Below are 13083 nucleotides of genomic sequence, written 5' to 3'. Positions count from 1 at the left end.
GGGGCCCCCCGGGTGGGGGGGGCGCCGGCCGCGCCCCCCCCCGGGCGCCCCCCCGGCCCCGGGGGCCCCGGGGGGGGGGCCCCCGGGGGGGCCCCCCCCCCCCCCCGGCCCCCCCCCCCCGCTGGGTGGTGCGGGATCGTCGGTCAGAAGATCCGGATCTTCATCGAGGTGCCGTCCTGCTCCAGAACCTTGATCTTGACACCGGTCGCGGGGAGCTTGACGCCGTGGTTCGGCAGCTCCTCGTAGAAGTACTTCTTGGTGTCGTCGAACAGGGGCTGCGCAGCCTCACCGCGGATGTACTGCGGCTGGCTGTTGAGGCGCAGGGTGAACGAGTCGGCCTTCTTGAGGCTGAACGGCGCGTCGTAGACCTGGATCCGGGCCCGCCACGCGGCACCGGTCAGGTTGTAGATCGGCTCCGGGCGCGAGTCGATGTACAGGTTGCGACCCTCACCCGGGTGACCACCCGGGTTGGCCGCCGACGCCGGCGCGGTGTTGTTGTCCGACCAGCGGGTGTTCCAGTACGAGATGAGCAGGCCCTCCTGGTACGCGTAGTGGTCCACCCAGTCCGGGCGGGTGTTCGCGTAACCGAAGAAGTACGGGCCGGTCTTCAGGTACTTGTCGTACGAGACGTACGACCGGTTGCCGGCGATGTAGAAGTTGTCGAACAGTCGGGTGTAGGTCGCGCCGACCACCTGGAAGTTCTCCAGGGCCCAACCGGCGTCGGTCTCGGCACCGTCGCTGAAGATGGTTTGGCCGTCGGCGGTCACGGTGATCGCGTCACCGAAGAAGCCGCCCTCGGAGACACCACCGTCGGTGACGTAGTGCAGGCGAACCTGCGCCACCTTCCCGGCAACCGAGGTCAGCGGGATGTTGATGTCCGCCCAGGCACCGTTGCTGCTGCCGTCGAGGGCCGGACGACCCGCGCCGTCCACGCCGATCGGCTGGCCGTTGACAGTGCCGTCCAGGTCGGCCCAGGTCTGGCCGCCATCCGTCGACGCCTCGAAGTAGAGGTAGTCGTAGGTCTCCTCGATGCTGTACTTGCCCTTGAGTGACAGCGCCGCCGAGGACTTACCGGTGAGGTCGAACGTCCTCGTCATTTTGCTGTCGAGGTCGTCCTCGTTACCGGAGAAGTACTGTTTGGAGCCTTCGACAGGTGCGCCGTAGTTGAAGGTGTATTCCCGTTGCGGCAGCACCACCACGGCGGCCTGGGCCTTCTCGGAGTTGTACTCCTGTGGGCCGAGGTCCACCTTCTTGTCCTGGCCCGCAACGATCACCTTGTAGTCGAGCCAGCCGAGCTGGAGCTTGTTCCACGCACCGAGGTCGCCACCACGGTCGCCGATGCCCGCGTCGTTCTTGGCACCGAGCCGGCTCTGGGCCATCAGGGTCCAGTGCTCGTTGTTGTTGTCCGCAGGTCCGTAGTCGTCCGGCAGGCCCAGGTCGTGGCCGTACTCGTGGTAGAAGACGCTGCGGCCGCCGTTTTCCGGCTGGATCGTGTAGTCGCGGATCCAGACGCCGGTGTTGCCGATCTGGGTGCCGCCGATCGGGAAGTTCGGCGGGCCGACGGGCGAGCTGTTGAACGCCGACCAGCGGTGGCTCCAGATGGCGTCCTCACCCTGCTGCGGGTCACCGTCGGCCTGGTCGCCGCCGGAGTGGACGATCTGGAAGTGGTCGATGTAGCCGTCCGACTCGTTGAAGTCGCCGTCACCGTCGTAGTCGAACCGGTCCCACTGGTCGAAGGACTTCATCTCCGTGGCGATCTGCGCGTCCGTCCGGCCCTTGGCCTTCTGGTCGACAACCCACTGGTTCGCGGCGTCGCGGATCAGGTTCCAGGTGTTGGGGCAGACGTTGTCCGCGCAGACGGCCGGGTCGCCGGTCGCGTCGTCGTCGGCCTTCGGGTCGTCGGAGCGACCGTAGCGGGCCTCGTTGTACCGGACCTTGACCCAGTCGGTCACCTCACCCTCGACGGTGTAGCGACCCGAGGACTGCGCCTCGTAGTACTGCTTGAGCGACTCGTCGCCCGGGTTGGTGCCGAAGTAGATCTGGCGGAAGTGCTCCGGGCTGAAGTCCGGCTGCCAGATGGTGGAGTTGTCCACGGCCCGGTTGGGCTCGGGGATCTTGTTGTGCAGCGGGCCCTGGAACGTCGTCGGCCCGGCGATGTCCGGGTTCATGTCCTTGTCCGGGTAGGACGGGTGCCGCTCGTCACCGAACTCGGCCAGGATCACGAAGATCTTGTCGGTCCGCTCACGCTCAAGCTCGACGTACTGATCCTGGGTGGGCGGAACGCCGGCGGCGGAGCGCGCCTTGGCGTTGGCGGCGGGCTTGCCGACCTCGCCGACCTTGACGACAGTGCTGCCGTTGCGCTCGATCGGCTTGCTGCGACCACTCAACACGTCGCTGAGACCCTGCTCACGCAGGGCGCGGCGCTTGTCCTCGAGCTTGTCGGGAAGCTCATCCTTCAGCGCCTGCGGTTCGGCAGCGGCGGGTGCTGCTACCGGCAGTTTGGGCTGAGGCGCCGCCGAGGCGGACGGGCCGAAAGCCAGGCCTGTCGCCGTCAGTGAGAGCCCGAGCAGACCCACTGCGACTTTGCGCACGTGGTACCTCCGGTGTGAGGGAACCGGCCCAACGGGGGTAGAGGCCGGTGGGAGATCGATCCCACGAGTGGGACCAATGGTGAACATAGTTACTGCTGGGACGGGTGGGAAGACGAACGCGTCGATTTGTTGCAAGATTTTGTTGGGAATGCTTTCCACCGTCACACCCCAGCGCTTCATCAGCCACATTGACCAGCGGTGACCGGCCGCCCGGTGGGCGCAACGACACATTTCGATCAATGTGATCGATGTACGACAGTGGGGCCGGAGGCGTCTCCGCCACCGGCCCCACCAACACCGCTGAAATCAGTTACCGCTCAACCGGACGACTACTTTTTCGCCGGAGTGACGAAGATCGTGGCGGACGAGTTGTCCTTCGCGGCCTTCTTGACGGTGAGCGACACGCCGTAGTTCACGCCGGCGTCACCGGGGTTGCCGGTGCCCAGCACGATCGCGCCGCCGCCCAGGGTCACGCCGTAGAACTCCGGCGCCGGGCTGCCGTCCGGGTGGGTGACCCGGGTGGTGTACGGCGCGTTGTTCCGCGACGGAACGACCACCGACGCGTCGTTGTCCCGGGCGTACGGGGCACCGTCGCGCATCTCGATGCCCGGGTACCAGGTCTTGGCGTCGGTGAAGGACTTCACCGGTGCCTGCGCCTTGAACTTCGTGCAGTACGCGCTGTACGGCTCGTCCGCCGCCTCCAGGCACTCCGTGAACGGGTACGTCTTCTGGAGTCCGAAGGCCGCGTTGGCCGACTGCGGACGGCTGGGCAGGTTGTCCGTCACCGACGGGTCCTTCACGGCCGCCTCGCCCGTGCGGCGGTACGGGTCGAAGTGCGAGTCGACGATGAGCAACCCGCCCTTCGCGCCGTAGCTGGGCAGGGCGGTCATCTGCCCGGTGACGTGGTTGACGTCGCCGAGGGCGCTGTCCCGGTACCACACCAGCATGCCCGGCGCGTTGTACGAGAGCCGGTCGACCTTCCACGCCTCGTGCGAGTAGATCGTGTCGTACGCGTACTTCAGGCCCTTGTCGAAGCCGTCGAAGTTGCGCCACTCGGCCAGGTAGAACTGCGCGTGCACCTCGGTGCCGCTGGAGATCTTCCAACCCGCGCCGGTGGTGTCGACGAAGGTGCCGCCGGTGGCGGTCCAGCCGTTGGCGCCGCCCTCGACGTCGTCGCTCCACGTGGTGGCGCCGCCGCCGGTGACCGAGAAGTCGTCGGCGAACCAGTTGCGCTCCTCGAACGCCTCGTCGGTGGCCTGGCGCAGTCGCAGCTGCACGGTCGTCCCCGCGTACGCCGACAGGTCGACGTAGTCGTGACGCCAGCCGCCGGTGCTGCCGGTCAGGCCGTACTTCTTACCGCCGAAGTCGTTCATCCGGCCGTTCGGGTCCGAGTAGCCGTCGGGCGTGGTGACGACCGCGCCGCTCTCGTCGTACACCTTCTGCTCGGTCCAGGTCGCGCCGCCGTCGGTCGACAGCTCGACGAAGCCGTAGTCCCAGTCCTCTTCGATGATGTAGTTGTTCCACATCCAGAACCTGGCGTCCGCCGCCGACGGCACGTCGACCGACCGGCTCAGCTTGACGTCGGCCCAGCTCTGGTCGTTGTTGCTGTGCCACATCTTGGTGCCGCTGTGCGGCGTGGCCAGCGTCGTCACCTTGTCCGGCAGGTCGACCTTGATGCCGTCCTCGGCGTCGATGGGCGTACGCGAGGTCTGCCCGAGCTTCACCTCACGCGGGTTGGATCCGGGGCGGATGGCCAGCGGGTCGGCCCAGCCGAGCACCCACTTGTCCCAGATGCCCATGTGCGTGGGCAGCGCCTGGAAGATCTCACCCGAGTGCGAGCCCGAGGCCATCAGGTCCCAGAAGTCCACGTCGGAGTCGGCGTTGCCGGACGTGTCGTAGAGGTCCGGCAGGCCCAGGTCGTGGCCGAACTCGTGGGCGAAGACGCCGACGCCGGCGTCCTCCGGCTGCACGATGTAGTTCGACACCTTCAGGTTGGTGCCCGGGATGCTGTAGCCACCGGCCACCGAGGAGGAGTGCGCCCACACGGCGTACACACCCTCGGCGCCGCCGCCACGGGACTTGCCCTGCCCGGCGTGCACCAGCACGAGGTGGTCGATCACGCCGTCCGGCTCGTAGACGTTGCCGTCACCGTCGCGGTCGGCCTGGTCCTCGATGTCGTAGTCGGCCCAGGGGAAGGCGGGGTCCTTCGCGGCGAGCGCGTCGATCGCGTCCGTCGCCAACCGGCCCGCACCGGCCGGGTTGTCCGGGTGGCCGTTCATCGACTGCTCCCGGCCGGGGACCCAGGCGCCGGTCTCGTCCTGGAAGCAACGGTTGGCCGCGTACCAGCCCTCCGAGTGCGGCACGCTGATCCACGGGCTGGACTGCCCGTCCACCGTGTACGCGTTCTTGGACATCTCCAGGTACATGTTGTGCATCGTGCGACCGGAGAGGTCGATGCCCTTCTTGCCGTCCGGGCCCTTCAGATCCTTGCGGACCCGCTCGGTGATGCCGTTCTTGCTGTACAGCATCTTGTTGTAGTGCGACGGCGAGAAGTCCGGCACCCACATCGAGTTGTTGTCCTCGTGCGGCAGCCGCGACGGGTCCGGGATCTTGTTGTGCTTCGGTCCGTTCTGCACGGTGCCTGGCACGCAGGTGCGGTCCTCGAACACCGTCTTCGGGACCATCACGCCGGTGAAGTCGTCGTTGGCCTTGTCGTTGAACTCGACGAGCAACGTCAACAGCTTCGCCGTCTGCGTGGTCGGCGCCTTCTTGAACTTGCGGGGGTTCTGACCGGTCTTCAGCGACTTGGCCTCGTCCTTGGCCAACTGCCGGGCGGTCACCGGGTTACCCCGGGCGTGCTTCTGGTCGAACTCGCGCGCGGACTCCACGGCAGGGGTGTAGACGCCGCCCTTGCCCTTCACCTCGCGGCCGGTGGTGTCCGGCTGCACCTCGGGCTCGGCGTAGTTGATGTAGTACTCGTCAGCGCCGATCACCGCCCGGGGCGTCGGGGACGCCGACTGGGCTGCCGCACTGCCGGTCACGGTCAGTGACGTGGCCGCGAGGGCGATGGCGGGCAGCGCGACGAGTAGTCGTCGGCGCGACCCGGACTGCGGTTTGTGGTTCATGCCGCTCCGTTTCTCGGGCATGGGGAGGAGGACGTGGGGTCGCCCGACCGTCGATGTGACAGGTGTCGAACTCTCCCAACCTGCGTGAACCTAAGTCACAACTGGCCGAAAGGACAGAGGTGGCCCGCCGTCTGTGGCCGTTTAGCCGCTGTCGGGTCGGCCGACCGACCGATGTGACAGCGGTGCGCCGGTGTGAGTCGTACCCGTAAGAAATGACGGAGGGTGGCGGTCCGCACGGACCGCCACCCTCCGGTGTGTACGCCTGCCGTCAGTCCTCGTCGGACTTCGCCCCGCTCATCCCCGAGGAGATCAGCTCCATCACCGACGAGTCCTGCAACGTCGTCACGTCACCGAGCGACCGGTTCTCCGCGACATCGCGCAGCAACCGGCGCATGATCTTGCCCGAGCGGGTCTTCGGCAGCTCCGGCACCAGCATGATCTGCCGGGGCTTGGCGATCGGCCCGAGCGTCTTCGACACGTGGTTGCGCAGCTCGGCGATGAGCTGCTCACCCGCGTCGCCGGCGATGTCGGTGCTGCCGCGCGGAATGGCGAACGCGACGATGGCCTGCCCGGTGGTCGGATCGGTCGCGCCCACCACCGCGGCCTCGGCCACCGACGGGTGCGACACCAGCGCCGACTCCACCTCCGTGGTGGAGATGTTGTGCCCGGACACCAGCATCACGTCGTCGACCCGGCCGAGCAGCCAGATGTGCCCGTCGTCGTCCTTCTTCGCCCCGTCACCGGCGAAGTACATGCCCTCGAAGCGGCTCCAGTAGGTCTCGATGAACCGGTCGTCGTCACCCCAGATGGTGCGCAGCATCGACGGCCACGGCTCGCGCAGCACCAGGTAACCGCCACCACCGTTCGGCACCGACTGGCCCTGGTCGTCCACCACGTCGGCCACGATGCCCGGCAGCGGGGCCATCGCCGATCCCGGCTTGGTCGCGGTCACCCCCGGCAGCGGGGAGATCATCATGGCGCCCGTCTCGGTCTGCCACCAGGTGTCGACGATGGGCAACACACCGCCGCCGATGAACTCCCTGTACCACATCCAGGCCTCGGGGTTGATCGGCTCGCCGACGCTGCCGAGCAGCCGCAGCGACGACAGGTCGTGGCCGGCCGGGATGTCCTCGCCCCACTTCATCATCGTGCGGATCAGCGTCGGCGCGGTGTAGAGGATGCTGACCCCGTACTTCTCGACGATGTCCCAGAAGCGGCCCTTGTGCGGGGTGTCCGGGGTGCCCTCGTACATCACCTGGGTCGCGCCGTTGGAGAGCGGGCCGTACACGATGTAGGTGTGGCCGGTGACCCAGCCGATGTCGGCGGTGCACCAGTAGACGTCCGTCTCCGGCTTGAGGTCGAAGACCGCGTGCGTCGTGTACGACGCCTGGGTCAGGTAGCCACCGGTGGTGTGCAGGATGCCCTTCGGCCGGGCCGTGGTGCCGCTGGTGTAGAGGATGAACAGCGGGTGCTCGGCGTCGAACGGCTGCGCGGTGTGCTCGGCCGACGCGGTCTCCACCGTCTCGTGCCACCAGAGGTCCTTGGCCGACCAGGCCACGTCCTCGCCGGTGCGGCGGACCACCAGCACGTGCTCCACCGACGGGCAACTCGCCACCGCCTCGTCCACCGTCGGCTTCAGCGCCGACGGCTTGCCCCGCCGGTAGCCGCCATCCGCGGTGATCACCACCTTGGCACTGGCGTCCTGGATCCGGTTGCTCAGCGAGTCGGCGGAGAAGCCGCCGAAGACCACGCTGTGTGCCGCGCCGATCCGGGCGCAGGCCAGCATCGCGACCGCCGCCTCCGGGATCATCGGCAGGTAGATCGCCACCCGGTCGCCGGCCGTGACACCCAGCTCGGTCAGCGTGTTCGCCGCCCGGCAGGTCAGCTCGTGCAGGTCGGCGTACGTGATGGTCCGGGTGTCACCCGGCTCGCCCTCCCAGTGGATCGCGACCTTGTCGCCCCGGCCCGCCTCGACGTGCCGGTCCAGGCAGTTGTACGCGACGTTGAGCTGCCCACCGACGAACCACTTCGCGAACGGCGGATTCGACCAGTCGAGCACCTCGTCCCACTTCTTCGACCAGGTCAGGCGGTCGGCCTGCTTCGCCCAGAAGGCGAGCCGGTCGGCCTCGGCCTCGGCGTAGGCGTCGATGGTGACGTTGGCGTGCGCGGCGAGTTCGGCCGGCGGGGGGAACTGGCGCGTCTCGTTCAGCAGATTGGCCAATGCCTCGCTCATGCCGTGACTCCTTCGTCCTCGGGTGACCTGCGTCTCGCTGGGCACGAGGGTAGTCGCGGGTCATCCGGGCGGCGACCGCCGCCCGCCCCGTCGCGCCGAGTGGCCCCCGCCGCGCGCCCGACGGCCCGGGTCGCCACCAGTGCCACTTGATCGACACGGGTTTCTTGAAATCGTGGTGTTCAGGCCAGGCGGACACCCCGACTCCAAGGAACCCGTGTTGACCTTGCCGGCAACGGGCGCCGGCCCGAACGGGGCGCCGGGGCGGGTGGCCCGGGTCGCGCTGCGGCCGGGTGCGCCCCGCCGGGCCGGGCCGGGTCGTTAGCGTGACGGGGTGACCTCCGACCCGCTCGCGCCCCTGCTCGCGCTCGCCGACGTCCCCGCCGCCGTCGAGCGGGCCCGGGAACGATTCGACCAGGCGCTCGGGCACCGGGCGCTGCGCCGGCACGGTGGGCAGGTCGCCGCCGAGGTCAGCCTCCGCTCCGCGGTAGCCAGCGCCGCCCTGGAGGGGTCCGTACACGAACGCGAGGCGGTCCGGGCCGGCACCGTGACCGATCCGGTGCTCCAGGGGGCCCTGCGGGTCGCCGGGGCACTGCCCGGCCTGAGTGACCTGTGGCCGAAGGCACCCCGCCAGGCGCTCGCGAAACTGCACGTGCTCGCCGCGCGCGACATCGTGCCGGAAGCCGAGCTGGGCCGCCCGGTGGCCGACCCGGTGGTCGCCACCCGGCTGGACGGGCTCGCCGGGCTGGTCGCCGGTGGCACGAAGGTCTCCCCGCTGGTGCTTGCCGCGGTCGTCCACGGAGAGCTGCTGAACCTGCGCCCGTTCGCCGGGCCGTCCGGCGTGGTCGCCCGGGGCGCGGCCCGGCTGGTGCTGCTCGCCAGCGGCCTCGACCCGCGTGGCCTGCTCGCCGTCGATGTCGGGCACCGCGAGCGCGAGCCCGAGTACGTCGGTTCGGCAGGTGCGTTCGCCACCGGCACCCCGGACGGGCTGCGTTCCTGGCTACGCCACTACATGTCGGCTGTCGAGGTCGGCGCCGACCAACTCACCGCCATCGGCGACGAGATCCTCGCCGCCACCTGAGCGGACCCCATGCGCCGCGCCCCTGCGCCGCGCCCCTGCGCCGCGCCCCTGCGCCGCGCCCCTGCGCCGCGCCCCTGCGCCGCGCCCCTGCGCCGCGCCCCTGCGCCGCGCCCCTGTCGCGTCGATCATGCAGTTGTGGTGGGCCGCAAAAGGCACCAATCGGTCGAAGATGCCCACCACGACTCCATGATCGACGCGAGAGTGGGTGGGTGGGTGGCGTGGGGGTGGGGTGGTGGTTAGGCGGTGGTGGCGGCGGCGCGGGTGCGACGGTGGCGGCCGTACCAGGCGATGCCGATGGCAACGCCCACCCCGACGCCCAAGGCCGCCGCGGCCACCGGGACCGCGGGTCGTTCCCGCAGGCGGCGGCCCAGTGGGATCGGGTGCCGGAACTCCAGCACCGGCCAGGCGTTCTCCGAGGCCAGCTTGCGCAGCTGCCGGTCCGGGTTGACCACACTCGGGTGCCCGACGCACTCCAGCAGAGGACGATCGCTGTACGAGTCGGAGTATGCGTACGAGTCGGCCAGGTCGTAACCCCGGACGGCGGCCAGCTCGCCGACCGCCTCGACCTTGCTCGGGCCGGCCGCGTAGAACTCGACCTCGCCGCTGTACCGGCCGTCCCGGACCGCCATCCGGGTGGCGATCACGTCGGTGACCCCGAGTAGCTCACCGATCGGGCGGACCATCTCCTCGCCCGAGGCCGACACCAGGACCACGTCCCGCCCCGCCGCCTGGTGCTCCGCGATCAGCACGGCGGCCTCGGCGTACACATAGGGGTTGATCAACTCGTGCAGTGTCTCCGCGACGATCTGGCGGACCTGCTCCACCTGCCAGCCCTTGCAGAGCGCAGCCAGGTAGTCCCGTGTTCGGGCCATGGTCTGCTCGTCGGTGCCGCCCAGCCGGAACATCAGCTGCGCGTACGCCGACTTGACCACGTCACGCCGGGTGATCAGCCCGTCCCGGTAGAACGGCCGACCGAACGCCAGGGCGCTCGACTTGGCGATGACGGTCTTGTCCAGATCGAAGAAAGCGGCACTTCGGCCCACGGCGCGAAAGTCTAGCTGGATGGTCTATCGTCGGCGGGTGCCCGGGGGCAGGCCACCCGTCCAGGACCTGCCGGCTGGCACCCATTAATCCCGCTCTGCGTGATCACGCTCACACTCTGCGAGGAGATTTTCGCAGTGAGTGGGGTCGACACCACTCGACGTGACGGGTCCGCTCAGGCAGACTTGTCCGTACGACGAGCTTTCACATCCTCGAACAGACAAAGCCCTCAGCGGTTGCACCCCCCGTGGCCGCTGAGTGGTTCGGCTCGACCCCCCCGGAGCCGAACCTTCGACGACCCCCGTCTCCCCCCGACGGGGGTCGTCCCTTTGTGGGGAGCGCTCCCGGCCAGGTGAAGGCACACCTCCCGGGTTGGCCGGTCGGGGCGACGGGCGGAAAGTCGACCAATCGTCAGCGAAGGTCAGCCGGACCCGGTCGGCATAGTCGTCGGGCGTGTACGTGTACCGATCCAGCGTCGTCGACGCCTTCTCGTGGCCGACCACCCGCTGCACGACGTTGACCGGCACGCCGTCCGTCACCAGTCAGGTGATGTACGAGTGCCGAAGGTCGTGGAAGCGCAGCTCGCCGACTGCCGAGGCTGCCGCGTGCGCCGCCGCCGCTTCCGTTGCAAACTCCGCCCGCTGCTCCCAGCCGTCCCGGTCTGGCCATTCCGCCATCCATCGGCCCGGCGCTACCTCGGTGACCTGGCCAAGCAATCCGGCCCGCACCAACGACGGCAGCCACACCCGCCGACGGAGGTTCGACCGCCGCTGCGGCCCGCCGTTCCGGTCGGCGAAGACCAGCGCCCGGCCGTCCGGCGAGGCGGGGCCACGCCGCTGGCGCAGCTCGTCGACAAGGAACGGCGGCATGGGCAACGCCCGCACGCCAGCCCGACTTTTCGGTATGCCCGCAGCACGATCCCGCCGTGGGTCTCCACGGCCACCTGTCCAGTCCATCCAGGTCCGGGACATCGGCCACCGGTAGCGGCGCGACGATGCCGGCAAGCGGGTCGCGGCGCATCAGACGGACCGCCACCCGATCCGGCCGGGCAGTCGAGCGGGCCTGACCGGTGTGCAGGCGAAATGCGTAAGCGAGGCGTTCCGCGGCCTGCCCCCAGTCGTCAGGGATCTGGCCCGGCAGCATCCGCACGGTCAGCTCATCGCCCCACCGGCCAGAGCGCACCCGCAGTAGCCGAGGCGCGTACCGGTCACCGCCGAATACCGTCGGCAACCCGCAGGTAGCCATGACCGATGCCCACCGAGGCCGGTAGACCATCACGGCGCGGACCCGGGCGACGAGCGGATGCCAGCCGAATCGCCGCCACTACGGCCACCGCCACCAGGCCAGGCAGGCGGCGGCAACCGCCGCGACGACGCCGGCAAGGGCGACTCCGGCGTGCAACCCACCGCCGCGTCACTGAGGAGGACGGTGGCATGCGTACCGGGTGTCCGTGATCAGCGACGCCGCGACGTCCGTCGCCCCACTGTGGTCGTTCGTCAGGATGCTTCGGAAGGGTCGCATGCCCGGTCGCGCGCACGTGCCCGACCGGCGCGTTGCCGGCGCACCCCCGATGGCCACCAGCACTCCAGCGAACACGCTGACGCCCTGCCAGGCGAGCGCGAGCGAGCTGTGGTCGACGTCCGGCCAGGCGCGCGACGTCAAGAGTCGAGCGACTACCGCCCGGCCATGCCTGGCGGCGATTCACCGCCGAACTGCGAGTCCTCCGGTTGAGCGGTTCCGGCTTGCTGCTCGAGCTGCGTCCGGGGCGCCGAATCATGACTAAATTCCACTTTGACGTAAAAACTGGGCATATGCCGTTAAACCGCCTCCAGTGGACTAGCTGGCCGAATACCCTGCAACTCGCCCAACAAGTAGCTTTACGTCATCAAATGGTAGCTCTGGGTGTGTCCGGAGTGGCTCTCTGGAGGGGTCATGAGCAACGACCGACGGCTACAGCGCGCCCTGAAACATGGCCGCGCCGCATCAGGGCTGAGCTCGGCCCTGCTGGTAGTCGGAATGACGGGCGGGCCGGCAGCCGCAGCGCGACCCGAGGAAGCGACGTCCTCAGCCCGGGGTGTGCACATCGGTACGCCGGGCCCGCTCGGTCAGAACGGCGGGTGGCCGTTGTCCTGGTCGACCATCCGCCAGGACGGCGGCGATCTTGATTCGTCGGACCAGTTCCCCGGCACGTCGACGGACTGTGGCCCGCAGGGCTGGCAGGGCCCCTGGGGAAAGCACGACGAGGGCAAGCAGCCGTACCCGCACGGGTCACGTGGTCCCAAGGGCACGCAAGGCCCCCAGGGCGACACGGGCGCCCAGGGTGCGCAGGGCGATGCGGGCGCTCAAGGTGCACAGGGCGCGCAAGGTTTCCAGGGTGCCCGAGGCATCGCCGGTACTCAAGGCAGCACTGGCGCTCAGGGCGACACCGGCGCTCAAGGCAGCACTGGCGCTCAAGGTCTCCAAGGAACCGAGGGCGCCCAGGGGGATGCGGGCGCTCAAGGTGTTCAGGGCGCGCAGGGTGAGGCCGGCCCTCAGGGTGCGCAAGGCGCGGCGGGTGCGCAGGGTGAGGCCGGCCCTCAGGGTGCGCAAGGCGCGGCGGGTGCGCAGGGCGCTCAAGGTGGCCAAGGCTCGCAGGGTGACGCAGGCGTTCAGGGCTCTCAAGGTTTTCAAGGATTCCAGGGCGAGACGGGAACTCAAGGCGCGCAGGGCGACGTCGGGGTTCAGGGCGTGCAGGGTGCGCAAGGTGTCCAGGGCGAGGCCGGCGCTCAGGGCGCGCAGGGCGGTGCGGGCGTGCAGGGTTTCCAGGGCGACGCTGGGGCTCAGGGCGCGTCGGGTGCTCAAGGTGCGCAGGGCGACAGTGGAGTTCAGGGCGCTCAGGGTGTGCAGGGCGCTCAGGGTGTGCAGGGCGAGGCCGGTACGCAGGGCGCTCAGGGTGTGCAGGGTGTGCAGGGTGAGGCCGGTACGCAGGGTGCTCAGGGCGCGCAGGGTGAGGCAGGCGTTCCGGGGGCGCAAGGT

7 protein-coding genes are annotated in these 13083 nt (G+C 69.4%); 1 reads left to right on the top strand and 6 read right to left on the bottom strand.

What is annotated here, in order from left to right:
- Positions 1 to 143 precede the first annotated feature (143 nt).
- From ACGFIW_RS09270 to acs, 3 genes are all read right to left on the bottom strand, one after another.
- Complete coding sequence (locus tag ACGFIW_RS09270; RefSeq protein WP_393312776.1) at positions 144 to 2576, bottom strand: immune inhibitor A domain-containing protein; 2433 nt, start codon at positions 2574 to 2576, stop codon at positions 144 to 146.
- 344 nt (positions 2577 to 2920) lie between these two features.
- Positions 2921 to 5716, bottom strand: a complete 2796-nt coding sequence (locus tag ACGFIW_RS09265; RefSeq protein ID WP_393312285.1) for an immune inhibitor A domain-containing protein — start codon at positions 5714 to 5716, stop codon at positions 2921 to 2923.
- 268 nt (positions 5717 to 5984) lie between these two features.
- Positions 5985 to 7949: an acetate--CoA ligase gene (gene acs / locus ACGFIW_RS09260; RefSeq protein ID WP_393312283.1), complete on the bottom strand. Its 1965-nt coding sequence runs from the start codon at positions 7947 to 7949 to the stop codon at positions 5985 to 5987.
- A 331-nt stretch (positions 7950 to 8280) separates the two neighbouring features.
- Between acs and ACGFIW_RS09255 the strand changes: the two genes are divergently transcribed.
- Positions 8281 to 9027, top strand: a complete 747-nt coding sequence (locus tag ACGFIW_RS09255) for an oxidoreductase (protein ID WP_393312281.1) — start codon at positions 8281 to 8283, stop codon at positions 9025 to 9027.
- Between the two features lie 236 nt (positions 9028 to 9263).
- Here ACGFIW_RS09255 and ACGFIW_RS09250 read toward each other — a convergent pair whose 3' ends face one another.
- The 3 genes from ACGFIW_RS09250 to ACGFIW_RS09240 form a co-directional block, all read right to left on the bottom strand.
- Positions 9264 to 10070, bottom strand: a complete 807-nt coding sequence (locus ACGFIW_RS09250) for an HAD family hydrolase (protein ID WP_393312279.1) — start codon at positions 10068 to 10070, stop codon at positions 9264 to 9266.
- Positions 10071 to 10610: 540 nt separating this feature from the next.
- Positions 10611 to 10952: a hypothetical protein gene (locus tag ACGFIW_RS09245; protein ID WP_393312277.1), complete on the bottom strand. Its 342-nt coding sequence runs from the start codon at positions 10950 to 10952 to the stop codon at positions 10611 to 10613.
- A 1384-nt stretch (positions 10953 to 12336) separates the two neighbouring features.
- A partial coding sequence (locus tag ACGFIW_RS09240; RefSeq protein WP_393312275.1) for a hypothetical protein occupies positions 12337 to 13083 on the bottom strand: 747 nt, incomplete at its 5' end.

Source organism: Micromonospora sp. NPDC048935, assembly GCF_043197875.1.
In the GTDB taxonomy this organism is placed as follows: domain Bacteria; phylum Actinomycetota; class Actinomycetes; order Mycobacteriales; family Micromonosporaceae; genus Micromonospora.
This window is presented reverse-complemented; position numbering and strand designations above follow the sequence as displayed.